Genomic DNA, 25,678 nt, shown 5'->3' with positions numbered 1-25,678 from the left:
GATTTTTCAAGAAACGTTTTTGTTGAGAGTGATGAACATGAATCGAGTCGGTCTGGTTGGCTGGCGTGGCATGGTCGGTTCCGTGCTGATGCAGCGCATGGTGGAAGAGGGCGACTTCGCCTTCATCGAGCCGGTGTATTTCTCCACCTCGAACGCCGGCGGCAATGCGCCGGCCTTCGGCGGCAAGGAAGCGGCTGCGCCGCTGCAGGATGCAATGAACATCGAGGCGCTCAAGGCCTGCGACGTCGTGATCACCTGCCAGGGTGGCGACTACACCAAGGAAGTCTTCCCCAAGCTGCGCGCCACCGGCTGGAACGGCCACTGGATCGACGCCGCCTCCGCGCTGCGCATGAACGACGACGCGGTGATCATCCTCGACCCGGTCAACCGCGACGTCATCGACGCCGCGCTCGCCAAGGGCGGGCGCAACTGGATCGGTGGCAACTGCACCGTGTCGCTGATGCTGATGGGCCTGGGCGGCCTGTTCAGGCACGGCCTGGTGGAATGGATCTCGGCGATGACCTACCAGGCGGCCTCGGGTGCCGGCGCGCAGAATATGCGCGAGCTCATCAGCCAGATGGGCAGCATCCACGACTCGGTCAAGGACCTGCTCGCCGACCCCGCCTCGGCCATCCTCGAGATCGACCGCAAGGTCGCCGAGACCATGCGCTCCGACAGCTTCCCGAAGAAGAACTTCCGCAACACCCCGCTCGCCGGCAGCCTCATCCCCTGGATCGACGTGCCAGTCGAGCACGGCCAGAGCAAGGAAGAGTGGAAGGGCGGCGCCGAGTGCAACAAGATCCTCGGCAACCCGGCCTTCCGCAGCCCGGGTTCGATCCCGATCGACGGCCTGTGCGTGCGCATCGGCGCGATGCGCTGCCACTCGCAGGCGCTGACCATCAAGCTCAGGAAGGACGTTCCGCTCGACGAGATCAGCGAGATCATCGCCAGCGCCAACCAGTGGGTGAAGGTGGTGCCGAACGATCGCGAGATCACCGAGCGCGAGCTGACCCCGACCGCCGTCACCGGCACGCTGAGCATCCCGGTCGGGCGGCTCCACAAGATGGCGATGGGCCCGGAGTATCTCGGCGCCTTCACCGTCGGCGACCAGCTGCTGTGGGGCGCGGCCGAGCCGCTGCGCCGCATGCTGCGCATCCTGCTCGAGCGTTAAGGTTTTCGCTTGCTGGGACGTTAAAGGGGGCAGTCGCCCCCTTTTTCGTTGGCGAAGCCGGTGCCGATGGCGGTAATCCATCACGCTGCCAGGGCTTGAATCAGGTCCGACTAATGCGGCTGGCGCCGGGAAATGCTAGATTCCTAGGCCAGACAAGGGCTTCTTTTGGCCGTACTGCTCAGTTCCGGGGGAACGCGGTTTGAAAACCAACATGACAAAGTCGCTCAGGGCCTCGCTGCTCGCGCTCTCCATTGCTGCGCTTCCGCTCGCCACGCATGCCGCGGGCCTGGGGCAGATCAATGTATATAGTGGCCTCGGTCAGCCTCTGCGCGCCGAAATTCAGGTCAGCGCGACCCCGCAGGAACTGCAGTCGCTGAGTGCGCGCATCGCATCGGCCGAGGCGTTTCGTCAGGCAAACCTGAGCTACGGCAGTGCTGCCAGCGCCATCCGCGTCAGTGTCGATACCCGGGCTGCCCGCCCCATCATCCGGCTTTCCAGCGACCGCCCGATCAATGACCCCTTCGTCGACCTGCTGGTCGAACTGAACTGGGCGACCGGTCGCCTGGTGCGCGAATACACTTTCCTGCTCGATCCGGTAGACCTGGCTGCGCCGCGCCCGCTCGCGGCCACGATCGATACGCCGGCTGCCGCGCCAGCCCCGCGCCCGGTGGCGAGGGGGGCGGTACCGGTGCGCGCTGCGCCCGCGCCGCGGGCGATCCCGGACGCCTACACCGTGCGTCGCGGCGACACGATGCACCGCATCGCCAGTGCCAATGTGCAGCCGGGAACGACGCTCGATCAGATGCTGGTTGCCCTGCTGCGGGCAAATCCCCAGGCCTTCGATGGCGGCAACATCAACCGTCTGCGCGCGGGTTCGGTGTTGAGCGTTCCCGGTGCAGACACGGTCAGGGCGATCGACTCCGGCGAGGCTCGACGCGAACTGCGCGCCCAGGCGGCCGATTTCGAGGCCTACAGACGTGGGCTCGCCAAGGTGGCGAGCAGCCGGGCGCCGGCCCAGCCTGCCGAGGCGGAACAGGAGAGCGCGGGACGCATCGTGCCGAAGGTCGAAGAGCCGGTGGTATCGTCCGATGCCGGTGATCAGGTGAAGGTGTCGCGCAGCGACAGCGCGGCGGACGCTGGTGCCGAGGGGCGCCTGCAGGCACTCGAGGAAGAACTAACCACGCGTTCGAAGGCGCTCGAGGAGGCCAACGAACGCCTTGCTCAACTGGAACGCAGCATTCGCGACCTGCAGCGACTGATCGAGCTTCAAAGCGGCACGATGGGGCAACTGCAGGCCGGCGCCGAGGCCGCGGTCCCGGCCAGTCCCGCTGCCTCGACGCCGCCTGTGCCAGCCGAGCCGGTGAAGGATGGCGAGACGGTGTCCGCTGTCGCTCCTGCCAAGCCGACTACCCCCGAAAACGCGGCTGAGCCGGCTGCAGCGCTCACACCGTCTCCCCAGCCTGCGCCGGGGGTCGCACCGCGTCCAGCGCCGCCCCCGGTACCCGCCGAAGTGCCTCCGCAGCCGACCTTCATCGACTCCATGCTTGCCGATCCTGCCGTGCTGGCAGGCGGTGGCGGCATCCTTGCGCTGCTTCTCGCCTACGCCGGCCTCAAGGCAAGGCAGCGCAGGAAAGAGGCCGAGATCCAGGCGGCCGACGCCGCGCTCGGTGCCTCGACCATGGGCGGTGACAGCCATGGCGTGTTTGCCGGCACAGGTGGTCAGAGCGTCGATACCGGCGCCACGAGCATCATGCATACCGATTTCAGTCAGTCGGGGCTGTCCTCGATCGACACCGACGAAGGCGTCGATCCGGTGGCTGAGGCTGACGTGTATATGGCCTACGGTCGGGACGTGCAGGCCGAAGAAATCCTGCAAGATGCGCTCAAGGCCGACCCGGCGCGTACGGCCATCTACGTCAAGCTGCTGGAGATCTACGCTCAGCGCCGCAACAGCCGTCAGTTCGAGGCGACGGCCAGCGAGCTGTTTGCGCGCACGGGCGGGCAGGGGCGAGATTGGGACAAGGTGGCCGCACTCGGTCGCAAGCTCGATCCCGATAACCCGCTCTACGTCTCGGCGCAGGATCGGGAAGGCGGGCCCGTTACGCAGCCTGCGGCGGGTGCCCATGCACCGGCTCTAGGTGTTGCTGCCGGGTTGGCTGCGGCGGGTGTTGCGCCCGCGCCTGCAGCGGCCGAGCTCCCGGTCGCGCCGGCTGGCGAACTGCCCGCGGTGGCAGGCAGCGAGGCGGAGGCGGTAAGGCACGAACTTTCTTCGCTGGATTTCACGACGACCGGGTCGATCGAGCCCAGTCATTCGCAGATGCGTGACACCTGGACCCTGCCGGGTGAGCTGAGTCGCCTCGGGAGCGAGGAGCCCCAGGCTGGTGAGCCCGATGCGCTCGTGGAGGCGGCGACATTCGACGAGCCGCTTGGTGACGAGTTGGCGATCGATGCTGGGGTGATCGACTTTGATCTCGATCTCGGTGACGACACGCCAGCGGCCGAGTCGCCGATCGCGTCTCCGTCCGCCCGGGAGCAGACATTCGATCTCGACTTCGCGGCCGATTCGCCCGCTGCCCCCGCCGAGGAGCAGGCTGATGCCGGGGCGGTGTTCGACCTCGATATCGGCGAACCGGACGTTTCGCCCGAGCCTTCGGCCGACATGGGTCAAGGCACTGAGACGCCTGCCGCACCGATGTCCGATGCGGGCTTGGTCAACGGGCTCGAGGATGGCGGGCAGATGGCCACCGGCCTCGATTTCGAACTCCCCGACCTTGAGCTTGACGTCCCGGCCGAGCGCTTCGACCTGAATGCCACGGTGGTCAGTGATGCGGCCAGCCGCCTCGATCAGCCGGATTTCGCTGTGGGCTTCGATCTGGGTGAGCAGTCGCCTGCGGCTGGCGTCGTTCCCGAGCAGCCGTCCAGCTCCGAACAGCCGGTGGTCGATCTCGAGAAGACCAGTTTTGACAGCAGTCTGCTCGATTTCGATTTCGAACTGGATGCACCGTCAACCCCGGATGCGGCCCAGCCTGTCGCTTCGGCTGCCCTCGACCTGACCTCGATCGACTTTGATCTCGAGAACTTCGAGGACAAGGACGTCCCTGAAGTCGACGTCGTGCCGTTTTCGGTGGCCGAAACCCAGTTCGACGGCATTGCGAGTGTCGGGTCTGGCGCACCGGCGGCAGACGCGCCAGCGGGCGAGGACAACGAGGAGGCGGAGACGAAGCTCGAGCTTGCGCGTGCCTACGAAGAGATGGGCGACAAGGAAGGTGCTCTCGAGTTGCTCGAGGAAGTGGTGGGTGAGGGATCGGCGAGACAACAGGCCGCGGCGCGCGATATGATCGCGCGCTTGGGCTGAACGCCCCTGTCGCCAGGCCGCTCCGAGTCTCGGCTCGGGTGCGGCCTTTTCTGTTTACTGGCATGCATTCCGGGTTGATCCTGATTCTCTGGCTGGCCGCCGTGGCGTCTGTGCAGCTGCTCTCGTTGTCTGCGCTCGCCGCGGTGGTGCCGCTTTGTGCCGCGGTGGCCGGGGTGATTGCGCCCGTACGCTTGCTGCGGCTGCTGCGCAGGGTGCGTGTGCTGCTGGTGGCCATCGCGATCCTGTTCGCATGGTTCACGCCCGGCGAGGCGCTCTTTCACGACTGGCCGCGCCTTGGCCCGACACGCGAGGGCCTGGCGCTCGCCGTGCTGCACGCCGCACGGCTGATCGCCGTGGTGTGCGCGGTCGCCGTGCTGCTCGAGCGCCTGTCGCTGCAGCGGCTCGTTGGCGGCCTCCATGCGATCAGCCGCCCGCTGCGCCTGATCGGCGTGTCGCCGGAGCGCCTGGCCTTGCGCCTGCTCCTGGTGCTTCGCTACGTCGAGGCTTCGCCGCAGGGTCATGGCAAACCACGGTGGCGGGACTGGCTGTTGGCCGAAAGCGAAGAGGAGGAAAAGGGTGTGGAGGAGGTCGTGGTGCTGCAGCGGGAACGACTCGGGGTGCTCGATGCGTTGATTGCGCTCGGCCTGTTCGGCGCATTGCTGTGGTGGAGCCTGGCATGAAGCGTATCGTCCTCGGCCTCGAATACGCGGGCGATGCCTTCTGCGGCTGGCAGAGCCAGGCGCATGGTCGCACCGTGCAGGATGTGCTCGAGGCGGCGCTCGCGCAGATCGCTGCTCACCCCGTCCGCCTGCATTGCGCCGGCCGCACCGACACCGGCGTGCACGCCAGCGCCCAGGTCGTGCATTTCGACACCCATGCACAGCGGCCGCAGTCGGCCTGGGTGCGGGGTGTCAATGCCTTGCTGCCGCGGGCGGTGGTGGTGCGCTGGTCGGCCGAGGTCGCCGACGACTTTCATGCCCGCTATCTCGCCTGTGAGCGCCAGTATCGCTACATCCTGCACAACACGCCGACGCGGCCGGCGATGCTGGCCGGGCGGGTAGGGTGGTTCCACCCGCCGCTCGACGTGGCGCGCATGGCGGCAGCGGCCGAATGCCTGGTCGGCACGCACGACTTCTCGTCCTTTCGCGCTGCCGGCTGCCAGTCGAAGACCCCGGTGCGGGTGATGCGCGAGGCGCGCGTCACCCGCCAGGGCGAATACCTGCTGTTCGACTTTCGTGCCAACGGCTTTCTGCATCACATGATCCGAAACCTCGTCGGCGCGCTCGTCTACGTGGGCAAGGGCCACTACCCGGTGGAGTGGATGCGCGAACTGCTCGAGGCCCGCGACCGCGCGCGTGCGGCGCCCACCTTCCCGCCAGACGGGCTTTACCTGTGCGGGGTCGGCTACCCGCCGCGCTGGCCGCTACCCAACGATGGGCGTATCATCGCGCTGCCTCAGCTACCCCTCGTCTGAATGTCCCGTACCCGAATCAAGATCTGCGGCCTGACCCGTCCGCAGGACGTGCGCGCAGCCGTCGAATGCGGTGCCGATGCGATCGGCTTCGTCTTTTACGCGCCCAGTCCGCGTGCGGTTTCGATCGAGGAGGCGGCCGAGCTCGTGGCCTTGCTGCCGCCCTTCGTCACCTCCGTGGGTCTGTTCGTCAATGCCACCCCGGCCGAGATCGAGGCGGTGCTCGCGCGCGTGCCGCTGCAACTTCTGCAGTTCCATGGTGACGAAGCTCAGTCTGATTGCGCCCGCTACGCACGGCCCTGGATCAAGGCGGCACGAATGCGCCCCGGGGTCGATCTGCTAGAATTCTCGACTTTCCACCCGCGCGCCAGCGGCATCCTCGTTGACGCGTTCGTCGAGGGCTACGGCGGTGGCGGCAAGACCTTCGACTGGTCGCTGATCCCCGATGGGTTCGCGCGGCCACTCGTGCTTTCCGGCGGGCTCGATACAGACAACGTGGCCGAGGCCGTGCGCCGTGTCCGCCCGTGGGCGGTCGATGTATCCAGCGGCGTGGAAAGTGCCAAGGGAATCAAGGATGCGGCGAAGATCGCCGCCTTCATAGCCGGAGTTCGACATGCAGATGGCTGACACGCCTTACCAGTTTCCCGATGCGAGCGGGCATTTCGGCCCTTACGGCGGCGTCTTCGTTTCCGAAACGCTGATGCCGGCGCTGGCCGAGTTGCGTGAGGCCTACGCGGCCTGCCAGGCCGATCCGGAGTTCGTCGCCGAGTTCGAGTACGAACTCAAGCACTATGTGGGTCGCCCGAGCCCGGTCTACCACGCCAAGCGCTGGTCGGGCATCCTCGGTGGCGCGCAGATCTACCTCAAGCGTGAGGATCTCAACCACACCGGCGCGCACAAGGTGAACAACTGCATCGGCCAGGCAATGGTGGCACGTCGCATGGGCAAGCAGCGCGTGATCGCCGAGACCGGCGCCGGCCAGCATGGTGTCGCCACGGCCACCGTGGCCGCGCGCTACGGCATGGAGTGCGTGGTGTACATGGGCTCCGAGGACATCAAGCGGCAGGCGGCCAACGTCTACCGCATGAAGCTGCTCGGGGCCACCGTGGTGCCGGTCGAATCCGGCTCGAAGACGCTGAAGGATGCGCTCAACGAAGCCATGCGCGACTGGGTGACCAACGTTGCCGACACCTTCTACATCATCGGTACCGTCGCCGGCCCGCACCCCTATCCGATGATGGTGCGCGACTTCCAGTCGGTGATCGGCAAGGAATGCCTCGAGCAGATGCCCGAGATGACCGGCCGCCAGCCCGACTACGTGCTCGCCTGCGTGGGCGGCGGCTCGAACGCGATGGGCATCTTCCACCCCTACATCGGCGTGCCGGGCGTGAAGCTCGTGGGCGTCGAAGCCGCGGGTGACGGCCTGGACACGGGGCGCCACTCCGCTTCGTTGACCGCTGGCCGCCCCGGCGTGCTGCACGGCAACCGCACCTACCTGCTGCAAGACGAGGACGGCCAGATCATCGAGACGCACTCGGTGTCCGCCGGCCTCGACTACCCGGGTGTTGGTCCGGAGCACGCCTGGCTCAAGGATACTTCGCGCGCCGAATATGTCGGCATCACCGACGCCGAGGCGCTCGAGGCCTTCCACAACCTGTGCCGGCTCGAAGGCATCATCCCCGCGCTCGAGTCCTCGCACGCACTGGCCTATGCGGCCAAGCTGGCGCCGACCCTGCCCAAGGACAAGATCCTGCTGGTCAACCTCTCCGGCCGTGGCGACAAGGACATGCACACCGTCGCCGAACGTTCCGGCATCCAGTTCTGAACCTGCCCCGGGCCGCGTCTGCGGCCCGCAGTGTGATCGAGACATGTCAAGAATCCAGACCGTTTTCCAGCGCCTGCAGGCCGATGGCCGCAAGGCGCTGATCCCCTTCGTGACCGCCGGTTTTCCGACGCCCGAGCTGACGCTGCCGCTGATGAATGCGCTCGTCGATGGCGGCGCCGACATCATCGAGCTCGGCGTGCCGTTCTCCGATCCGATGGCCGACGGTCCCACCATCCAGCGCGCCTCCGAGCGCGCGCTTGCGCAGGGCATGAGTCTGCGCAAGGTGCTCGACGTCGTGCGTGTCTTTCGCGTCACCAATCCCGACACCCCGGTGGTGCTGATGGGCTACGCCAATCCGATCGAGGCCATGGGCCAGGACCGCTTCGTCACCGCCGCGCACGATGCCGGTGTCGACGGCGTGCTGGTCGTGGATTACCCGCCCGAGGAGTGCGACACGTTCGCGGCCACCGCCAAGGCGGGCGGACTCGACCCGATCTTCCTGCTCGCGCCGACCTCGTCCGAGCAGCGCTTTGCCGATGTGGCGCGTGCGGGCCGCGGCTATATCTACTATGTATCGCTGAAGGGTGTGACCGGCAGCGCCAAGCTCGACATCGGCGACGTCGCGCGCCGTATCCCGCAGATCCGTGCCGCGGTCGGCATGCCGGTGGGCGTGGGCTTCGGCATCCGCGATGCCGACAGCGCGCAGCGTATCGGCGCGGTGGCCGACGCGGTGGTGATCGGTAGTCGCATCATCGAGGAAATCGAACACAACCCGGGTGCCGAGGTCGAGCGCGTCACCGCCTTCATGCGCGGCATCCGTGTCGCGCTGGACGCCCTCGCACCGGGCAAAGGAGTCTGACCATGAGCTGGTTGCAAAAGCTGCTGCCGCCCAAGATCAAGCGTGGCGACACGTCGGCGCGCAATAAGTCCATCCCGGAAGGGCTGTGGAGCAAGTGCGAGGGCTGCGAGTCGGTGCTGTACCGCTCCGATCTCGAGGGCAATCTCAGCGTGTGCCCGAAGTGCGGCCACCACCACCGCCTGCGCGCGCGCCGGCGGCTAGACCTGACGCTCGATACCGAAGGCCGGGTCGAGATCGGTGCCGAGGTCACGCCGGTCGATGCGCTCAAGTTCAAGGACTCGCGCAAGTATCCCGAGCGTCTGTCCACGGCCACTGCCGACACCGGCGAGGCCGACGCGATGGTGGTGATGAGTGGGGCGATCAAGAGCATTCCGGTGGTCGTGGCCTGCTTCGAGTTCGAGTTCCTCGGCGGCTCCATGGGCTCGGTCGTGGGCGAGCGCTTCGTGCGCGGTGCGAAGGCGGCCTTCGAGCAGCGCGTGCCCTTCATCTGCGTCACCGCGTCCGGCGGCGCGCGCATGCAGGAGGGCCTGCTGTCGCTGATGCAGATGGCCAAGACCACGGCCGCGGTCACCCGCCTGGCCGAGCGTCGTCTTCCCTTCGTGACCATCCTGACCGATCCCACCATGGGCGGCGTGTCGGCGAGCTTCGCCTTCATGGGCGATCTCGTCATCGCCGAGCCCAATGCGCTGATCGGCTTCGCCGGCCCACGCGTCATCGAGCAGACCGTGCGCGAGAAGCTGCCGGAAGGCTTCCAGCGTGCCGAGTTCCTGCTCGAGAAGGGCGCGATCGACTTGATCGTCGACCGTCGCGAGATGCGTGACCAGCTCGCCACCCTGCTCGCCATGCTCAGCCGCCAGCCCGCGGACGTGGTCGCCGACTGATGGTGGCCGAAGCGGTGACCCCAGGGGGGAGCTCGGGCTTGAGTTCAGCGCTGCCCGACAGCCTGCCGGGCTGGCTCGCGCTGCTCGAGGCGCGCCACGGCCAGCACATCGCGCTCGGGCTCGAGCGGGTGGCCGCAGTCCGTGATCGGATGGCGGTCGCGTGCGACGCGGCGATCATCACGGTGGGCGGCACCAACGGCAAAGGGTCGTGCTGCGCGATGCTCGAGGGCATCCTGCTTGCGGCCGGTTATCGGGTCGGCTGCTACACCTCGCCGCACTTGCTGAGCTATAACGAGCGCGTGCGTGTCGACGGCAAGGACGCGAGCGATGCGCGACTGGTCGAAGGCTTCGCTGCGGTCGAAGCAGCGCGCAGCGATACGCCGCTGACCTACTTCGAGCACGGCACGCTGGCAGCCTGGCATGTGTTCGCTGCCGAGCGGCCGGACGTGATCATCCTCGAGGTCGGTCTCGGCGGCCGCCTCGACGCGGTCAACGTCTTCGACTCCGATTGCACGCTGGTTACCAGCGTGGCGATGGATCACATGGACTACCTCGGCGACACGCGCGAGGCAATCGGCCGCGAGAAGGCGGGGATCTTCCGCAGCGGCTGCCCGGCGATCTGCGGAGATCCTCAGCCGCCGGCGAGCCTGGTGGAGCACGCGGCCGCCGTGGGTGCCGAGCTGTGGATCAGCGGGCGCGACTTCGGTTTCGGCGGCGACCGCCAGCAGTGGGGCTACTGGCGTTACACCCAGCCGCCCGCTCAGGGCAGTCTGGTCAAACGTGGCGGTCTGGCCTATCCGGCCCTGCGCGGCGCCAACCAGTTGCTCAATGCCTCGGCGGTGATCACCGCGCTCGAATGCCTGCGTGCGCGCATCCCGGTGTCGATGCAGCATATCCGCCAGGGGCTGATGCTGGTCGAGGTGCCGGGGCGCTTCCAGGTGCTGCCGGGCCGGCCCAGCGTCGTCCTCGACGTCGCCCACAACCCGCAGGCGGCCGGCGTATTGGCCGACAACCTCGGCAACATGGGCTTTTATCCCGAGACCTGGGCGGTATTCGGGATGCTGAACGACAAGGATGTGGCAGGCGTCGTTGCGCTGATGTCGGATCGCGTGGATCACTGGCTGCTCGCCGATCTGCCCGGGCCGCGCGGCCTGAGCGCCGAGGCCCTTGGTAAGCTCGTGCGCACCGCGACCGACAAAGACGATGTCCGCTGCTTCGGCTCGCCTTCGGCGGCGTTTGCTGCAGCGCAAAAGGAAGTGACCGAGGGTGATAGAATCGTCGTTTTCGGATCGTTCCTGACGGTTGCAGATGTGCTCGCAGCAATCAAGGCGGCAAAGCACTGACGAGGTTTGGCGGTGAGTGACGCAGAAAACCTGGATATCAAGAAGCGGGCGCGGCGCCGGCTCGTCGGTGCAGTGGCGCTGGCGCTGCTCGCGGCCCTGGTATTGCCGATGATCATGGAGCAGGAGCCGCACCCGGCCGTCCAGGACATCCAGATCACGATCCCGGACCGCGACGGCGCAGACGGCCTGCGCCGCACGCCGCCGGCCGGCGACGCGTCGGCACCCGCAGCCGCGGTGCCTGTTCCCGAGGACGAGGCGCTCGCCGCCAGCGACAAGGCCCCGGCGCCCGCACTCGAGCCCGCTGCCAAGCCTGGGCCGGAGGTGGCTGCGCTGCCGCCGCCGCGCGCACCGGTGCCACCCGCAACGTCACCCCGCAGTGAGCCTCCCGCGGCGCGTCCTGCACCCGAACCCCGGCCTGCGGTGCCAAATGCGGAGGAAGAGGCCAGGGTGCGCGCGATCCTCAGCGGCAAGGTGGTACCGCCACGGGGTGAATCCTTTGTGATCCAGGTCGGCGCATTCAGCGATGCCGCCAAGGCCGCGCGCCTTGCCGAAGATCTGAAGGCCAAGGGTTTTTCGGCCTATACCGAGCGTGCCGGCAACGTGACCCGCGTCCGCGTGGGCCCGATCGCCGGTCGTGCCGCCGCCGATTCTGCCGCTTCGCGACTCAAGGCGGCCGGGCATCAGGCCGTTCTCCAGCCGCGCTGACGAATCGACGATGACGGTATTCGATTACGTTTTTCTCGCCGTGCTGGGCCTGTCTGCAGTCATTGGCATGTGGCGGGGCCTGGTCAGCGAAGTGATGGCCGTGCTCGCCTGGGTGGCAGCGCTGTTCGCCGCGTGGCGCTATAACAAAGAGGCGGCACAGGTGTTCTCGGGCCTGATCGACGAGGCTGTCTGGCGGCAGGTGGCAGGCGGGGCACTGGTCGTGTTCGGCGTGCTGATACTCGCTGCGCTGATTCGTTATCTGTTGCGCGAGTTGTTACGCGCGGCCGGACTCGGTGCCACGGACCGTTTTTTTGGCGCACTGTTCGGTATCGCGCGTGGTTTGGTGTTTGCGTTCGTCGTGGTGCTGATCGGCGGGCTCGCCGGCGTCTCGCGCGAACCGTGGTGGACTCAGGCGCTCTTTTCGCCGCCGATGGAATCGGCTGTGATTGCCGCAAAACCGTGGCTGCCCACTGAGGTGGCCGACAAGATTCGATTCAGATAGGCGTTACCTCCATGTGCGGAATTCTCGGCGTCGTTGCAACTTCTCCGGTCAACCAGCTGCTCTACGATGGTCTGCAGGTGCTCCAGCATCGCGGTCAGGACGCGGCGGGCATCGCCACCTCCGAAGCAGCGCACTTCCACATGCACAAGGGCTCGGGGCTCGTGCGCGATGTGTTCCGGACCCGGAACATGCGCGATCTCAAGGGCAACTGGGGCATCGGCCACGTCCGCTATCCGACTGCCGGCTCGGCCTACAACGCCGCCGAGGCCCAGCCTTTCTACGTCAATTCGCCCTTCGGCCTGCTGCTGGCGCACAACGGCAACCTGACGAACTCGGAAGCGCTCAAGCGCGAGATGTTCCTGTCCGACCTGCGCCACATCAACACCAGCAGCGATTCGGAGGTGCTGCTCAACGTGCTCGCACATGAGCTGCAGGCTGCGTGCAACGGCCTCAAGCTCGACGAGGAGGCCATCTTCCGCGCGGTTGCGGGTGTGCATCGGCGCTGCCGCGGGGCCTACGCGGTGGTGGTGATGATCGCCGGTTTTGGCCTGCTCGCCTTCCGCGACCCCTACGGCATTCGGCCGCTTGTCATCGGGCGTAACGACACCGCGGCCGGTACCGAGTGGTTGGTGGCCTCGGAGTCGGTGGCGCTCGACGTGCTCGGCTTTCGCCTGTTGCGCGACGTGGCACCCGGCGAGGCGGTCCTCGTCGACACTGCGGGCAATTTCCACAGCCGCCAGTGCGCGACAAAGACGATTCAGGCGCCGTGCATGTTCGAGTTCGTCTATCTGGCGCGCCCGGACTCCATCATCGATGGTGTGTCCGTGTACGAATCGCGCATGAAGATGGGCGAATTCCTCGCCGATCGCATGCGGCGCACGATGCCGAACGTGCACATCGACGTGGTCATCCCGATTCCGGATTCGAGTCGCCCGTCCGCGATGCAGATGGCGCAGCGCCTCGGTCTGCCCTTCCGCGAAGGCTTCGTCAAGAACCGCTACATCGGCCGCACCTTCATCATGCCGGGGCAGGCGACGCGCAAGAAATCGGTGCGCCAGAAGCTCAACACGATCCACCAGGAGTTCAGGGGCAAGAGCGTGCTGCTGGTCGATGATTCGATCGTGCGCGGCACGACCAGCAAGGAGATCGTCAACATGGCGCGCGAAGCGGGGGCGACCAAGGTCTATCTCGCTTCGGCTGCGCCGCCGGTGCGCTATGCCAACGTTTACGGCATCGACATGCCGACCCGCGCCGAGCTGATCGCCTCCGACCGGACCGACGACGAGATCTGCAAGGAGATTGGCGCCGACGGATTGATCTATCAGGACCTCGACGACCTCAAGGCCTCGGTTCGTGCGCTCAACCCGTCGATCAGCTTCTTCGAGACCTCCTGCTTCGACGGCCAGTACATCACTGGCGACATCACGGTGGAGTACCTCAACGGGGTCGAGAACCAGCGTAGCGAGGCCAAGCCCTCGAAGGGTGACAACGGCGACGATGCGGACGACGGCCAGCTCGACCTCAACCTCGCCTCGAGCGGCGAGCGCTGACGCGCACCTGGTCTCCTTCACCGTAAGAATGCGAATGCCAAAATGAGCCACTCCGATTTTCCCGCCTACCATCCCGACACCCTCGCCGTGCGCGCGGGCATCGAGCGCACGCCGTTCGGCGAGCACGGCGACGCGATGTACCTGACGTCGAGCTTCGTGTTCGACAACGCGGCGCAGGCTGCGGCGCGCTTCTCGGGCGCGGAAGAAGGCTACGTCTACGCGCGCTTCTCCAACCCCACCGTCACCGCGATGCAGACCCGGCTCGCGGCGATGGAAGGGGCCGAGGCGTGTATCGCGACCGCGTCGGGCATGTCGGCGATCCTGTCGCTGGCGATGGCGACGATGCAGGCGGGCGACCACGTGGTGGCGTCCAATGGCTTGTTCGGCGCGACCCAGCAGTTGTTCGGCGGGATCCTGTCGAAGTTCGGCATCAGCACGACCTTTGTCGCCGCAACCGACCTCGACGCGTGGCGCGACGCGATCACGCCGCAGACCCGGCTCTTCTTCACCGAGACCCCATCCAACCCGCTCACCGAGGTGATCGACATCGCCGGCGTGGCCGCGATCGCGCGTGAGGCGGGGGTGTTGTTCGCGGTGGATAACTGCTTCTGCTCACCGGCACTGCAGCGCCCGCTCGATCTCGGCGCCGACGTGGTCGTGCATTCGGCCACCAAGTACCTCGACGGCCAGGGGCGTGTGCTCGGCGGCGCGGTGGCGGGCCGCAAGGTGGTCACCGACGAGGTCTTCAAGTTCCTGCGCACGGCCGGCCCGACGCTGTCGCCGTTCAACGCCTGGGTGATCCTGAAGGGGCTCGAAACCTTGCGCATCCGCATGGAGGCGCAGTCGGCGAGCGCGCTGGAGCTGGCGCGCTGGCTGGAGGCGCAGCCCGGCGTGGCGCGGGTGTATTACCCCGGGCTGGCCTCGCATCCCCAGCACGCGTTGGCCATGCGCCAGCAAAAGAGCGGCGGCGCAATCCTGAGCTTCGACGTCGAGGGCGGACGCGATGCGGCGTGGAAGGTGGTCGACTCGACGCGCCTGATCTCGATCACCGCCAACCTCGGCGACACGAAGAGCACGATCACCCACCCGGCGACGACGACCCACGGCCGAATCAGCGCCGAGGCCCGCGCGACCGCGGGGATCGGCGAGGGCCTGCTGCGGATCGCGGTCGGGCTCGAGGATATCGAGGATCTGAAGGAAGACCTGGCACGGGGCTTGGCGCGCTAGGCGCACGCAGCGCCGCGGCAGGAACTCAATGCCCGGGAGCGTCGGTCCTGGTCGGTGAGTCGGCGCTCGGCGCTTCGCTCGCCGCTTCAACCTCCAGCCCAAGCGCCCGCGCCCGCTTTGCCCAGAGCTGCCTGGCCAGGTGCTGCATGTCGTCGACCTTGTCGCCTTCGTCCACGATCTCGATTCCGAGCAGGGTTTCGACCACGTCTTCCAGCGTGACGACGCCCTTCGTTTCCCCGTATTCACCAATCACGATCGCGATGTGGTGGCGCTTGTCGAGCAGCAGTTCGAGCAGGGTCGACAGCGGCGTGGCTCCTGCGACCGACAGGATCTCCCGGCGCAGGGCAGTCAGTGGCCGGTCGCCGGTGCCTTGAGTCTGCGCAAAAAGCAGATCTTCACGCAGGACGAAGCCGGACACCGCGTCCAGGTTGGCCGCGTAGGTCGGGATACGTGAAAACGGGGTGCTCATCTTGGCTTGCAAGGCATCCGAGATGCTCATGTTTTCGGCCAGGGCCACCATCACCGTGCGCGGCGTCATGATGTCCTGCGCCCGCAGGGAACCGAAGCGGAACAGGTTGCGGATGATGCGCGACTCGCGGTCATTGATGTGTCCCGCTTCCTGGCCGATGTTGGCCATCGCGATGAACTCGTCGCGGCTGAAGACATGCACCGTCTGGCCGCGGGCGATCAGCTTGGTGAGCTTTTCGGACACCAGGATGAGCGGGTACATGCTCTTGACCAGAAGATTCACATACAGCGCCGTGATCCCGGTCAGGCTGCGCCAATACACGGCGCCCAGGGTCTTGGGCAGGATCTCGGACAGGAACAGGATCAGCAGCGTCATCACCGCCGAAAAAAGGCCGAACCACGCGCTGCCGAAAACCGTCGTCGCCTTGGCGCCGGCGCCGATCGCACCCACGGTGTGGGCAATGGTGTTCAGCGTGAGGATGGCGGCCAGCGAGCGGTCGATGTTCTCGCCCTTGAGCCGCTTCAGTGCGGCTGCGCGCTTGGGATCGGTGGTTTCGAGTCCGCCGATGAAGGTCGGCGTGATGCTGAGCAGGACCGCCTCGGCCACCGAACACATGAAGGAGAACAGCAGCGCGAGCAGCACGTAGGTGACGAGCAGGATGACGTCGCTGCTTGAGGGATCAGCAATCAGCTCGGTGTCGGCCGCGGCCATGAGCGCCGGACTGAAAATCAGCAGGCCGGCAGCGGAAAGAAAACGGGTAAAAAGGTAAGGTCGAGACTCTGGGTCGTTCATGAAAGGCACGCGCGAACAGCGGCGCTGAAGATGCGGAGGCGCGAGATTAACAGAAAACGAGGACAGACTTTGCGGACGGCTGTGCTGCCCTGAACCAGCCGGGCGTGGCGCACTGGAACACGAGCGCCCCCGGCTGCACGCCGTCGCTACAGCAATCGAATCGCGCCTACGTCCGATCGCGATGACGGCGCAGACCACGCTGTGCAGCATGGCCCCGCTTGCGCTGATGTTGCTGGGAGGGATCGAACGAAACCGAGGGCGCCCATCACGGCTTGGCTTCCGATGCTCGAAGGCAAAGCCTTGCCGTTGACAAGCCCTGCTCAATATTCGAGCACGCGCGGCAGTTCCTTGGCCTGCGCAATCCACTTCGTCACATCCGCCTCGGGCGGCACGCGCCGGGTCAGTTTCTTCTCGGCGTTGACCTCGGCGAGCGTCGCCGCCAGGTTGGCCGGTGCGCGGCGGGCGAGGGCGGGGACGGTGTCGACGCCGGCGGCTTCGAGCAACTGGGCATATTCCGAGCCGACGCCGCCGATGCGGTAGAGGTCGGCCATGTTCGCGAACTTCAGCACCTGAGCGGCAGAAACGCCGGTGGACTCGGCCAGCTTGGCGCGCGCCGATGGCGTGGTGCTGGCGGCGAGCAGTGCGTCGGTGTCCTTCACGCCGGCGTCGCGGAATTTCTTGCCCATGACTTCACCGATGCCTTCGATGTCTTCGATCTTGTGGTTCGCCATCGTGCTACCTCCAGGGTCTGTTCCGGAATGGGGAAACGCGGCGACGCGCCGTTCTAGCAGGCATCTCGCATCGATTCCACGTATGAGGATGATAACCCGTGCTGGAAGGGGGGGGGCGTGAGATCCTCGCCCTGCCAGTCACGAAGGGACGTCAGCCACCGCTCAGCGCCTGCACGATGACGAGGGTGTCTCCGGCACGCAAGGGATGCGCGACCTCGAAGATCTGGCCCGCCGTGGCGAAGAAGCGGATGTGTCGCCGAAGACGGCCCTGCTCGTCGACCACGCGGAAGCGGATGCCCGGATAGCGGCGATCGAGGTCGGCCAGCACGGCCGCCAGCGTTTCACCCTCTGCCTCGACTTCGCGCGCGCCGGTGTAGGACAGCAGCGGGGTCGGGATCAGCACCTTCATGTCGATCACGCCGCCGGGACGCCGACCTCCACCGCGAAGATCTCGGGCAGGTGGCGTGCGATGCAGCGCCACGAAGCGCCCTCGTCGGCGCTCATCCAGAGCTCACCGCTGGTGGTGCCGAAGTAAAGCCCGAGCGGATCGCACGCATCGGCAGTCATCGCCTGGCGCTTGACCGTCCACCACGCCTGCTCGGCAGGCAGGCCGCCGTCGAGGCGCTGCCAGCTCGCGCCGGCGTCGCGCGTGCCATAAACCGCGGGGCGACCGCCGGGACTGGTGCGTGGCCACACGTCGCTGCCATCCATCGGGAAGATCCACGCACGGTCGGCGTCGCGCGGATGGACCACGAGCGGAAAGCCGATGTCGCCCACCTCGTCCTGGATGTTGCGGCCGATCCGCAGCCAGGTGTCGCCGGGGCGGTCAATGCGATACACGCCGCAGTGGTTCTGCTGGTAGAGGCGGTCAGGCGCGCTCGGGCAGAGGCGCACGCAATGCGGATCGTGGAAGGTGGGATCGGCCACGTCGAAGCCCGCGACCACCTTGAGGCCCTTGAGGATGGGCGTAAAGCTTTTGCCGCCGTCTCGCGATTCATGCACGCCGCCGCCCGACATCGCGAGGTACAGGTGTTGCGCATCGCGCGGGTCGATGTTGATCGAATGCAGCTTGGGACCGTCGGGCGTGCCGTCCTGAATGCTGCCCATCCACTTGCGGTAGCCCGGATCGTCGTTGATGCAGGAGAACGGCGACCAGTGCAGGCCGCCGTCGGTGGAGCGGAACAGCCCCTGCGGCGAGGTGCCGGCCAGCCAGCAATCGGGCTCGGTGGCGTGGCCCGGGGTGAGCCAGAAGCTGTGGTCGACGGCGCGGCCTTCTTCACCCGCCGGTGCGGGCGCGAAGGCTGGCGGCTGCGGGGCCTCGGCCCACGTGGTGCCGAGATCGGTCGAGCGGAACAGGGTGGGGCCGAGATGCCCCGTCTTTGCCGCCGCCAGCAGGGTGCGTCCGTCGCGCGGATCGAGCACCAGATGGTTGACGATTTGGCCCAGCAGGTGCGGGCCGTTCACCCGCCAGTGCTGGCGGCTGGTGTCGCTGTGAAACAGCCACGCGCCCTTGCGCGTCGCCACCAGCGCTACGATGGCACCTGCAGCCTCGGTGCCCGAGGCGGCGTTGTCGGGGGTCGTCATGTGCGCTCTCCGTGCGGTGGCTGGCGCCTCCCGACGGGCCGGCGCGCAGCCGTGGCCGCCTTGTCGGGAAATCCGGCGGCGGCTTTTCCTGTTCTATAGACCAGAAACGCAGGATGTGCCGCGCACGGACGGGGCGCTCGCCCGCCTGCGGGGCGAAATCAGGCCGCGGTCGGCGAGCCTGCGGTCGTCAAGCGCGCGCCGTCGAAGGCGAGCCAGCGCGCCGTGCCGTGCCAGTCGGCAAGGACATGGCGCACGCAGTCGCGGCCGTCGAGCTGCAGGTGGTGACAGTCGGGTCGATGCGTGTGGCCGTGCACCAGCGTCGGATAGCCGTGTTCGCGCAACAGCGCGGCGACGGCGTCGGCGTTGACGTCCATGATCTCCATCGCCTTTTCGGCCTTGGCCGCTTCGCTCTTCTGGCGCAGGCTGGCGATGAAGGCCTTGCGTGCGGCCAGCGGCTGGGCCAGAAAGCCCGCCTGCCAGGCCGGGTCGCGAACCTGGCGGCGGTAGGCCTGGTAGGCGACGTCGTCGGTGCACAGGGCGTCACCGTGCGCGAGCAGGAGCACCGGCGCATCGGCGCTGTCACCGAAGCGCACGCGCGCCGGATCGTCGAGCAGCGTTGCGCCGATGGCGTCGGCGAAGGCAGGGCCGGCGAGCAGGTCGCGGTTGCCGGTCATGAAGAAGACCGCGGTGCCGGCATCTGCCAGCGCGCGGATGGCGGCGGCGATGCGGGCGTTGAAGGGCGTGGCGAGGTCGTCGTCGCCGGCCCAGTATTCGAACAGGTCGCCGAGGATGAAGAGGCTCGCCGCCGAGCGCGCCGGGCCGTTGAGGAAGGCGAGGAAGGCGTCGGCGTTGGCCGGCTCGTCGTCGGTCAGGTGCAGGTCGGAAATGAACAACGCCGGAAGCCCCGCGCGCGCGGCTTCCGGCATGTCGGCAGCAGGCCCGCCCGGCGTGACCGGGGCGGACGAGTCTGGCGAAGCGGTGCGATCAGGCACGATCAGACGACTTCGGCGCGCTCGATGATCACGTCTTCCTTCGGCACGTCCTGATGGAAGCCGCTGGAGCCGGTCTTGACCTTGCGGATCGCATCGACCACGTCCATGCCGTCGCTGACCTTGCCGAACACGCAATAGCCCCAGCCCTGCAGGTCGGCGGACTTGAAATTGAGGAAGTCGTTGTCGGCGATGTTGATGAAGAACTGCGCGGTGGCCGAGTGCGGGGCCTGGGTGCGCGCCATGGCGATGGTGCCGCGCTCGTTCTTGAGGCCGTTGTCGGCTTCGTTCTTGATCTGCTCGCCGGTCGGCTTCTGGTTCATGCCGGGCTCGAAGCCGCCGCCCTGGATCATGAAGCCGTCGATGACGCGGTGGAAGACGGTGTTGTTGTAATGGCCGGCCTCGACGTAGGCGAGGAAGTTGGCGACGGTGACCGGGGCCTTCTCGGCGTCGAGTTCGAGGGTGATGACGCCGTGGTTGGTGTGCAGTTTGACTGCCATTTGGGGTTCTCCTGGATGAATCGGATGCGGCCAGCAGTGCGACTGCCGGCCCGGAAATGGGGCTGGGTGGGCCTTACTTGGGCGCCTTCTTGGCCGGCTGGGCGGACTCGATCACGCGCGCGCTTTCCACGACCACCGGCTCGACCGGCACGTTCTGGTGGAAGCCGCGGTTGGCGGTGGGTACCTTGCCGATCTTCTTGACCACGTCCATGCCCTTGACCACCTTGCCGAACACCGCGTAGCCCCAGCCGTCGCGCGAGGGATAGTCGAGGAAGGTGTTGGGCGCGAGGTTGATGAAGAACTGTGCGGAGGCCGAATGTGGATCGGCAGTGCGGGCCATGGCGAGCGTGCCGGGTTCGTTCTTGAGACCGTTCTTGGCCTCGTTCTCGATCGGGGCGCGCGTGCTCTTCTGGTTCATCTCGGCGTCGAAGCCGCCGCCCTGGACCATGAAGCCGTCGATGACGCGGTGGAAGACGGTGCCGTCGTAATGCCCGTCCTTCGCGTACTGGACGAAGTTTTCGGCGGACTTGGGCGCCTTGTCGGCGAAGACTTCGACCACGATCTCGCCTTGGTTGGTCTTCAGTTCGACCATCGGATTGGCAGCCAGCGCGCTCAGCGCAGTGGTCGCCAGCGCCGCAAAGGCGATCAGATGCTTTCTCATGGAATCTCCGGTGCTAGGCCGTACGGCCTCGGCTGAAGGGGAAGTGCCTGGGTTGCAATGCTCGGTTGAGCTTGCACGCTTTGCGGCCCCGGTCCGCAGGCAGGACGGACGAAATGGCGGGCATGCCGACCGTGCTATATTTGCGGCCTGCCGTCGCGGGCCTTCAGGCCGCCGAGCGACTCAAGATTCTAGCAACAAGCCCCACCCCTCACAATCGCGCTGCCGGCGTGGTTTCTTCTCCCGTTTTCCGCCATCCGATGCTCACCATCTACAACACCCTGTCGCGCACCAAGGAAGCCTTCACCCCGATCGAACCCGGCAAGGTCCGCATGTACGTCTGCGGCATGACGGTGTACGACTTCTGCCATCTCGGCCATGCGCGCGTGATGGTGGTGTTCGACATGGTCGCACGCTGGCTGCGCGCGAGCGGGCTGGACGTGACCTACGTGCGCAACATCACCGACATCGACGACAAGATCATCCGCCGCGCGCAGGACAACGGCGAGACCATCCGCCAGCTCACCGACCGCTTCATCGCAGCGATGCACGAGGACGCCGACGCGCTCGGCGTGCTGCGCCCCGACCACGAGCCGCGCGCCACCGACTACGTGGCGCAGATGCAGTCGCTGATCTCGCGCCTCGAGCAAAAGGGGCTGGCCTACGTCGCCGCCAACCGCGACGTGTGCTACGCGGTGCGAAAGTTCGACGGCTACGGCAAGCTGTCGGGCAAGTCGCTCGACGAGTTGCGTGCCGGCGAGCGCGTCGATGTGGCGCAGGACAAGAACGATCCGCTCGACTTCGTGTTGTGGAAGCACGCCAAGCTCGAGGAGCCCGACGAGGTGAAGTGGGCTTCGCCGTGGGGCGAGGGCCGGCCGGGCTGGCATATCGAGTGCTCGGCGATGAGCTCGGACCTGCTCGGCGAGCACTTCGACATCCACGGCGGCGGCATGGACCTGCAGTTCCCGCACCACGAGAACGAGATCGCCCAGTCCGAGGGCGCGCACGGCCAGGCCTTCGTCAATTACTGGATGCACAACGGCTTCGTGCGCGTCGACGACGAGAAGATGTCGAAGTCGCTCGGCAACTTCTTCACCATCCGCGAGGTGCTGCAGAAGTACGATCCCGAGGTGGTGCGCTTTTTCATCCTGCGTGCGCAGTACCGCAGCGCGCTGAACTACTCCGACGCGCATCTCGAGGACGCCCGCAACGCGCTCACCCGACTGTACACCGCGTTGAAGAACGTGCCGGTGCAGGGCGAGGCGGCGGTGGACTGGAGCGAGGCCCATGCGCAGCGCTTGCGCGCAGCGATGGACGACGATTTCAACACCGCCGAGGCGGTGGCGGTGCTGTTCGAACTGGCCAACGAGGTCAACCGCAACGCCTCGCCGGCGCTCGCCGCGCAGTTGAAGGCGCTCGGTGGTGTGCTCGGCCTGCTTGGCCGCGAGCCTCAGGTCTTCCTGCAGGCCGGCGCGCCGGATGGGGGCGGGCTCGATGCGGCGGCGATCGAAGCGAAGATCGCCGAACGTGCCGCAGCCAAGAAGGCGAAGAATTTCGCCGACGCCGACCGCATCCGCAGTGAACTGCTCGAGGCCGGCGTGATCCTCGAGGACGGCGCGGGCGGCACCACCTGGCGCCGCGCCTGAGAGCTGCGTGATCGTCGGCCAGGCCGGGTCGATGCCCCGCGCACGCGTGGCGCCACCCAAACGCCGGACGCTTCAAACAGGAACGCCCGCCCCCGCATTGCGCAGGGCGGGCGTTTTGACGTGACGGGCAGGCGAGATCAGTTGCCGAAGCTCAGTTGCCAAAAAAGTCGCGCACCTTGTCCATCCAGCCCTTCGCCTTCGGGTTGTGACGATCGGCGTTGCCGCTGGCGCTTTCTTCGAACTCGCGCAGCAGCTCCTTCTGGCGCTCGGTGAGGCTCACCGGCGTTTCCACCACCACGTGGCACATCAGATCGCCGTGCACATGGCTGCGGACGTTCTTGATGCCCTTGCCGCGCAGGCGGAACACCTTGCCGCTTTGCGTTTCGGCGGGGATCTTGAGGCGGGCCATGCCCTCTAGCGTCGGGATCTCGATCTCGCCGCCGAGCGCCGCGGTGGTGATGCTGATCGGCATCTCGCAGTGCAGGTCGTCGTGGTCGCGCTCGAACACCGAGTGCTTGCGGATGTGGATCTCGACGTAGAGGTCGCCCGGCGGGCCGCCATTGACGCCCGGTTCGCCGTGGCCGGCGTGGCGCAGGCGCATGCCCTCGTCGATGCCGGCGGGGATCTTCACCTCGAGCGTCTTCTGCTTCTTCACCCGGCCGGCGCCGCCGCAGTCGCGGCAGGGGTCTGGGATGATCTTGCCGCTGCCGTGGCACTTCGGGCAGGTCTGCTGGATCGAGAAGAAGCCCTGCTGCACGCGCACCTGGCCGTGGCCGTTGCAGGTCGGGCAGGGCTTGGGCTGGGTGCCGGGCTTGGCGCCGCTGCCGTGGCAGGTGCCGCATTCCTCGACCGTGGGGATGCGGATGGTCTTCTCGGCCCCGCGCGCGGCTTCTTCCAGCGTGATCTCGAGGTTGTAGCGCAGGTCGGCGCCGCGATAGACGTTGGAGCGCCCGCCGCGACCGCCGCCGGCGCCCCCAAACAGGTCGCCGAAGATGTCGCCGAAGGCGTCGGCAAAGCCGCCCTCGAAGCCCTGCGCGCCGGGGCCAGCCCCCATCGACGGGTCGACGCCCGCATGGCCGTAGCGGTCGTAGGCGGCCTTCTTCTGCGGGTCGGAGAGCATCTCGTAGGCCTCCTTGGCCTCCTTGAATTTCTCTTCCGCGTCCTTGCTGTCCGGATTGCGGTCCGGGTGGTGCTTCATGGCCAGCTTGCGGTAGGCCTTCTTGATCTCGTCGTCGCTGGCGTCGCGATTGACGCCGAGGACTTCGTAGTAATCCCTTTTGGACATGGTGCTTCGCTCAGTCTGGTATCAAGCAAAGGCCGAGCCGGCGCCGGAGCAGGGCTCCGGCGGGGCTCGGCCGCGAAGGATTCGCCAGAGTGACGATTACTTCTTGTCCTTCACTTCGGTGAATTCGGCATCCACCACGTCGGCGTCCTCGGCCTTGCCGCCGGACGACTGGCCGCCTGCACCCGCGCCCGGCTGCGCACCGCCTTCGGCCTGGGCCTGGGCATACATCTGCTCACCGAGCTTCTGCGCTGCCGTCGCCAGAGCCTGGCTCTTGGCTTCGATGCTGTCCTTGTCGCCGCTCTTGATGGCCTCTTCGGCCTCCTTCATCGCGGCCTCGATCCTGGCCTTCTCGTCCTCGGACAGCTTGTCGCCATACTCGGTCAGCGCCTTGCGGGTCGAGTGAATCAGCGCGTCGCACTGGTTGCGGGCGTCGACCAGCTCGTGCGCCTTCTTGTCTTCGTCGGCATGCGCCTCGGCGTCACGCACCATGCGCTCGACTTCCGCGTCCGACAGGCCCGAGTTGGCCTGGATCTTGATCTTGTTCTCCTTGCCGGTGGCCTTGTCCTTGGCCGACACGTGCAGGATGCCGTTGGCGTCGATGTCGAAGGTGACCTCGATCTGCGGCATGCCGCGCGGCGCCGGCGGGATGTCGGAGAGGTTGAACTGGCCCAGGCTCTTGTTGCCCGAGGCCATCTCGCGCTCGCCCTGCAGCACGTGGATGGTCACGGCCGACTGGTTGTCGTCAGCGGTCGAGAACACCTGCGAGGCCTTGGTCGGGATCGTGGTGTTCTTCTGGATCAGCTTGGTCATCACGCCGCCCAGGGTCTCGATGCCCAGCGACAGCGGGGTCACGTCGAGCAGCAGCACGTCCTTGACCTCGCCCTGCAGCACGCCGCCCTGGATGGAGGCGCCGACGGCGACGGCCTCATCCGGGTTCACGTCACGGCGCGGTTCCTTGCCGAAGAACTCCTTCACCTTGTCGATGACCTTGGGCATGCGGGTCTGGCCGCCGACCAGGATCACGTCGTCGATGTCCGAGACCTTGAGGCCCGCGTCCTTCAGCGCGATGCGGCAGGGCTCGATCGAACGCTCGATCAGGTCCTCGACCAGCGCTTCGAACTTCGCGCGGGTGATCTTGATCGCCAGGTGCTTCGGACCCGATGCGTCGGCAGTGATGTAGGGCAGGTTGATCTCGGTCTGCTGACCGGAGGACAGCTCGATCTTGGCCTTCTCGGCCGCTTCCTTCAGGCGCTGCAGCGCGAGCACGTCGTTCTTGAGATCGACGCCCTGTTCCTTTTTGAACTCGGTGACGATGTAGTCGATGATGCGCTGGTCGAAGTCCTCGCCGCCGAGGAAGGTGTCGCCGTTGGTCGCCAGCACTTCGAACTGGTGCTCGCCGTCGAGGTCGGCGATCTCGATGATGGAGATGTCGAAGGTGCCGCCGCCGAGGTCATACACCGCGATCTTGGAGTCGCCCGGCTTCTTGTCCATGCCGAAGGCGAGCGCGGCCGCGGTCGGTTCGTTGATGATGCGCTTGACCTCGAGGCCGGCGATGCGGCCGGCGTCCTTGGTGGCCTGGCGCTGGCTGTCGTTGAAGTAGGCCGGGACAGTGATGACGGCCTCGGTCACTTCCTCGCCGAGGTAGTCTTCGGCGGTCTTCTTCATCTTGCGCAGGATTTCGGCAGACACCTGCGGCGGCGCGATCTTCTTGCCGCGCACTTCCACCCAGGCGTCACCGTTGTCGGCCTTGGCGATGGTGAAGGGCATCATGGCGATGTCCTTCTGTACTTCCTTCTCTTCGAAGCGACGGCCGATCAGGCGCTTGATCGCGAACAGGGTGTTCTTGGCGTTGGTGACCGCCTGGCGCTTGGCCGGCGCGCCGACCAGGATCTCGCCGTCTTCGGCGTAGGCGACCACCGAGGGGGTGGTGCGCGCGCCTTCGGAGTTTTCGATGACCTTCGGCTTGCCGCCTTCCATCACGGAGACGCAGCTGTTGGTGGTGCCGAGGTCGATACCGATGATCTTGCCCATGTGTAGGATTCCTTCAAGAAACTGGATTCGGGAGGCACGCACGCTGCGCGCCGGTCTGAGTCGAATATGGGGTGTGGCGGACGGGTTTCAAGCCGCTGCAAACG

The 25,678-nt window shown here is 66.8% G+C and carries 23 protein-coding genes; 14 read left to right on the top strand and 9 right to left on the bottom strand.

Annotation, left to right across the window (positions count from 1 at the left end):
• Nucleotides 1–37: 37 nt before the first annotated feature.
• From asd to RBT54_RS04870, 13 genes are all read left to right on the top strand, one after another.
• Nucleotides 38–1,171, top strand: a complete 1,134-nt coding sequence (gene asd / locus RBT54_RS04930) for an aspartate-semialdehyde dehydrogenase (protein WP_320364765.1) — start codon at nt 38–40, stop codon at nt 1,169–1,171.
• 211 nt (nt 1,172–1,382) lie between these two features.
• Nucleotides 1,383–4,526, top strand: coding sequence for a FimV/HubP family polar landmark protein (locus RBT54_RS04925; RefSeq protein WP_320364703.1), 3,144 nt, complete (start codon nt 1,383–1,385; stop codon nt 4,524–4,526).
• A gap of 74 nt (nt 4,527–4,600) precedes the next feature.
• Nucleotides 4,601–5,206: a CbiQ family ECF transporter T component gene (locus tag RBT54_RS04920; protein WP_320364701.1), complete on the top strand. Its 606-nt coding sequence runs from the start codon at nt 4,601–4,603 to the stop codon at nt 5,204–5,206.
• A complete protein-coding gene (truA, locus tag RBT54_RS04915; RefSeq protein WP_320364699.1) occupies nt 5,203–6,000 on the top strand; it encodes a tRNA pseudouridine(38-40) synthase TruA in 798 nt (265 codons plus the stop codon). Before RBT54_RS04920 ends, truA begins: the two co-directional genes overlap by 4 nt.
• Nucleotides 6,001–6,624, top strand: a complete 624-nt coding sequence (locus RBT54_RS04910; protein WP_320364697.1) for a phosphoribosylanthranilate isomerase — start codon at nt 6,001–6,003, stop codon at nt 6,622–6,624.
• Nucleotides 6,611–7,822 carry a tryptophan synthase subunit beta gene (gene trpB / locus RBT54_RS04905; RefSeq protein WP_320364695.1) on the top strand — a complete coding sequence of 404 codons (1,212 nt, stop codon included), beginning with the start codon at nt 6,611–6,613 and terminating at the stop codon, nt 7,820–7,822. Before RBT54_RS04910 ends, trpB begins: the two co-directional genes overlap by 14 nt.
• Before the next feature lie 43 nt (nt 7,823–7,865).
• On the top strand, nt 7,866–8,681 hold the full coding sequence (gene trpA / locus RBT54_RS04900; protein ID WP_320364693.1) for a tryptophan synthase subunit alpha: 816 nt from the start codon (nt 7,866–7,868) through the stop codon (nt 8,679–8,681).
• Nucleotides 8,682–8,683: 2 nt separating this feature from the next.
• Complete coding sequence (gene accD / locus RBT54_RS04895) at nt 8,684–9,562, top strand: acetyl-CoA carboxylase, carboxyltransferase subunit beta (protein WP_320364691.1); 879 nt, start codon at nt 8,684–8,686, stop codon at nt 9,560–9,562.
• Between the two features lie 38 nt (nt 9,563–9,600).
• Complete coding sequence (gene folC, locus RBT54_RS04890) at nt 9,601–10,905, top strand: bifunctional tetrahydrofolate synthase/dihydrofolate synthase (protein WP_320364689.1); 1,305 nt, start codon at nt 9,601–9,603, stop codon at nt 10,903–10,905.
• Between the two features lie 12 nt (nt 10,906–10,917).
• The gene (locus tag RBT54_RS04885) at nt 10,918–11,610 is read left to right on the top strand and encodes an SPOR domain-containing protein (RefSeq protein ID WP_320364686.1); all 693 of its coding nucleotides are present in this window, start codon (nt 10,918–10,920) and stop codon (nt 11,608–11,610) included.
• Between the two features lie 10 nt (nt 11,611–11,620).
• Nucleotides 11,621–12,112, top strand: coding sequence for a CvpA family protein (locus RBT54_RS04880; RefSeq protein ID WP_320364683.1), 492 nt, complete (start codon nt 11,621–11,623; stop codon nt 12,110–12,112).
• A gap of 11 nt (nt 12,113–12,123) precedes the next feature.
• Nucleotides 12,124–13,662: an amidophosphoribosyltransferase gene (gene purF / locus RBT54_RS04875; RefSeq protein ID WP_320364681.1), complete on the top strand. Its 1,539-nt coding sequence runs from the start codon at nt 12,124–12,126 to the stop codon at nt 13,660–13,662.
• Nucleotides 13,663–13,704: 42 nt separating this feature from the next.
• Entirely contained in the window at nt 13,705–14,889 is a 1,185-nt protein-coding gene (locus tag RBT54_RS04870; RefSeq protein ID WP_320364679.1) for an O-succinylhomoserine sulfhydrylase, read from the top strand.
• Nucleotides 14,890–14,914: 25 nt separating this feature from the next.
• Here the strand turns inward: RBT54_RS04870 and RBT54_RS04865 are convergent, their stop codons facing one another.
• The 7 genes from RBT54_RS04865 to RBT54_RS04835 all read right to left on the bottom strand — a co-directional run bounded on the left by RBT54_RS04865 (nt 14,915) and on the right by RBT54_RS04835 (nt 20,615).
• Complete coding sequence (locus tag RBT54_RS04865) at nt 14,915–16,360, bottom strand: CNNM domain-containing protein (RefSeq protein WP_320364677.1); 1,446 nt, start codon at nt 16,358–16,360, stop codon at nt 14,915–14,917.
• Between the two features lie 110 nt (nt 16,361–16,470).
• The gene (locus RBT54_RS04860) at nt 16,471–16,881 is read right to left on the bottom strand and encodes a DUF4332 domain-containing protein (protein WP_320364675.1); all 411 of its coding nucleotides are present in this window, start codon (nt 16,879–16,881) and stop codon (nt 16,471–16,473) included.
• 151 nt (nt 16,882–17,032) lie between these two features.
• Nucleotides 17,033–17,290: a MoaD/ThiS family protein gene (locus RBT54_RS04855; RefSeq protein ID WP_320364763.1), complete on the bottom strand. Its 258-nt coding sequence runs from the start codon at nt 17,288–17,290 to the stop codon at nt 17,033–17,035.
• A gap of 5 nt (nt 17,291–17,295) precedes the next feature.
• Nucleotides 17,296–18,465 (bottom strand): glycosyl hydrolase, encoded by a 1,170-nt coding sequence (locus RBT54_RS04850; RefSeq protein WP_320364672.1) that lies wholly within the window; start codon nt 18,463–18,465, stop codon nt 17,296–17,298.
• Nucleotides 18,466–18,623: 158 nt separating this feature from the next.
• On the bottom strand, nt 18,624–19,391 hold the full coding sequence (locus RBT54_RS04845) for a UDP-2,3-diacylglucosamine diphosphatase (protein ID WP_320364762.1): 768 nt from the start codon (nt 19,389–19,391) through the stop codon (nt 18,624–18,626).
• A gap of 68 nt (nt 19,392–19,459) precedes the next feature.
• Nucleotides 19,460–19,954, bottom strand: a complete 495-nt coding sequence (locus RBT54_RS04840; RefSeq protein WP_320364670.1) for a peptidylprolyl isomerase — start codon at nt 19,952–19,954, stop codon at nt 19,460–19,462.
• 73 nt (nt 19,955–20,027) lie between these two features.
• A complete protein-coding gene (locus tag RBT54_RS04835; RefSeq protein WP_320364668.1) occupies nt 20,028–20,615 on the bottom strand; it encodes a peptidylprolyl isomerase in 588 nt (195 codons plus the stop codon).
• 257 nt (nt 20,616–20,872) lie between these two features.
• Here RBT54_RS04835 and cysS point away from each other — a divergent pair, with 257 nt between their 5' ends.
• Nucleotides 20,873–22,258 (top strand): cysteine--tRNA ligase, encoded by a 1,386-nt coding sequence (gene cysS / locus RBT54_RS04830; protein WP_320364666.1) that lies wholly within the window; start codon nt 20,873–20,875, stop codon nt 22,256–22,258.
• 151 nt (nt 22,259–22,409) lie between these two features.
• Here cysS and dnaJ read toward each other — a convergent pair whose 3' ends face one another.
• Nucleotides 22,410–23,543 (bottom strand): molecular chaperone DnaJ, encoded by a 1,134-nt coding sequence (gene dnaJ / locus RBT54_RS04825; protein WP_320364665.1) that lies wholly within the window; start codon nt 23,541–23,543, stop codon nt 22,410–22,412.
• A gap of 96 nt (nt 23,544–23,639) precedes the next feature.
• A complete protein-coding gene (dnaK, locus tag RBT54_RS04820; RefSeq protein ID WP_320364663.1) occupies nt 23,640–25,574 on the bottom strand; it encodes a molecular chaperone DnaK in 1,935 nt (644 codons plus the stop codon).
• Nucleotides 25,575–25,678 lie beyond the last annotated feature (104 nt).

It is taken from the genome of Thauera sp. (assembly GCF_034003485.1).
Classification (GTDB): Bacteria; Pseudomonadota; Gammaproteobacteria; order Burkholderiales; family Rhodocyclaceae; genus Thauera.
Note: the sequence above shows the minus strand (reverse complement) of the source record. Positions and strands in the feature narration are given on the sequence as shown.

What these genes read in the sequence shown, in the direction of transcription:
- RBT54_RS04855 (WP_320364763.1), bottom strand. Translation starts at nt 17,290, where the DNA reads ATGAAGGTGCTGATCCCGACCCCGCTGCTGTCCTACACCGGCGCGCGC.
- RBT54_RS04870 (WP_320364679.1), top strand. Translation starts at nt 13,705, where the DNA reads ATGAGCCACTCCGATTTTCCCGCCTACCATCCCGACACCCTCGCCGTG.
- RBT54_RS04850 (WP_320364672.1), bottom strand. Translation starts at nt 18,465, where the DNA reads ATGACGACCCCCGACAACGCCGCCTCGGGCACCGAGGCTGCAGGTGCC.
- dnaJ (WP_320364665.1), bottom strand. Translation starts at nt 23,543, where the DNA reads ATGTCCAAAAGGGATTACTACGAAGTCCTCGGCGTCAATCGCGACGCC.
- purF (WP_320364681.1), top strand. Translation starts at nt 12,124, where the DNA reads ATGTGCGGAATTCTCGGCGTCGTTGCAACTTCTCCGGTCAACCAGCTG.
- RBT54_RS04860 (WP_320364675.1), bottom strand. Translation starts at nt 16,881, where the DNA reads ATGGCGAACCACAAGATCGAAGACATCGAAGGCATCGGTGAAGTCATG.
- RBT54_RS04835 (WP_320364668.1), bottom strand. Translation starts at nt 20,615, where the DNA reads ATGAGAAAGCATCTGATCGCCTTTGCGGCGCTGGCGACCACTGCGCTG.
- RBT54_RS04840 (WP_320364670.1), bottom strand. Translation starts at nt 19,954, where the DNA reads ATGGCAGTCAAACTGCACACCAACCACGGCGTCATCACCCTCGAACTC.
- RBT54_RS04925 (WP_320364703.1), top strand. Translation starts at nt 1,383, where the DNA reads ATGACAAAGTCGCTCAGGGCCTCGCTGCTCGCGCTCTCCATTGCTGCG.
- dnaK (WP_320364663.1), bottom strand. Translation starts at nt 25,574, where the DNA reads ATGGGCAAGATCATCGGTATCGACCTCGGCACCACCAACAGCTGCGTC.
- truA (WP_320364699.1), top strand. Translation starts at nt 5,203, where the DNA reads ATGAAGCGTATCGTCCTCGGCCTCGAATACGCGGGCGATGCCTTCTGC.
- asd (WP_320364765.1), top strand. Translation starts at nt 38, where the DNA reads ATGAATCGAGTCGGTCTGGTTGGCTGGCGTGGCATGGTCGGTTCCGTG.
- RBT54_RS04880 (WP_320364683.1), top strand. Translation starts at nt 11,621, where the DNA reads ATGACGGTATTCGATTACGTTTTTCTCGCCGTGCTGGGCCTGTCTGCA.
- RBT54_RS04865 (WP_320364677.1), bottom strand. Translation starts at nt 16,360, where the DNA reads ATGCTGCACAGCGTGGTCTGCGCCGTCATCGCGATCGGACGTAGGCGC.
- trpB (WP_320364695.1), top strand. Translation starts at nt 6,611, where the DNA reads ATGCAGATGGCTGACACGCCTTACCAGTTTCCCGATGCGAGCGGGCAT.
- cysS (WP_320364666.1), top strand. Translation starts at nt 20,873, where the DNA reads ATGCTCACCATCTACAACACCCTGTCGCGCACCAAGGAAGCCTTCACC.
- RBT54_RS04845 (WP_320364762.1), bottom strand. Translation starts at nt 19,391, where the DNA reads ATGCCGGAAGCCGCGCGCGCGGGGCTTCCGGCGTTGTTCATTTCCGAC.
- RBT54_RS04910 (WP_320364697.1), top strand. Translation starts at nt 6,001, where the DNA reads ATGTCCCGTACCCGAATCAAGATCTGCGGCCTGACCCGTCCGCAGGAC.
- accD (WP_320364691.1), top strand. Translation starts at nt 8,684, where the DNA reads ATGAGCTGGTTGCAAAAGCTGCTGCCGCCCAAGATCAAGCGTGGCGAC.
- trpA (WP_320364693.1), top strand. Translation starts at nt 7,866, where the DNA reads ATGTCAAGAATCCAGACCGTTTTCCAGCGCCTGCAGGCCGATGGCCGC.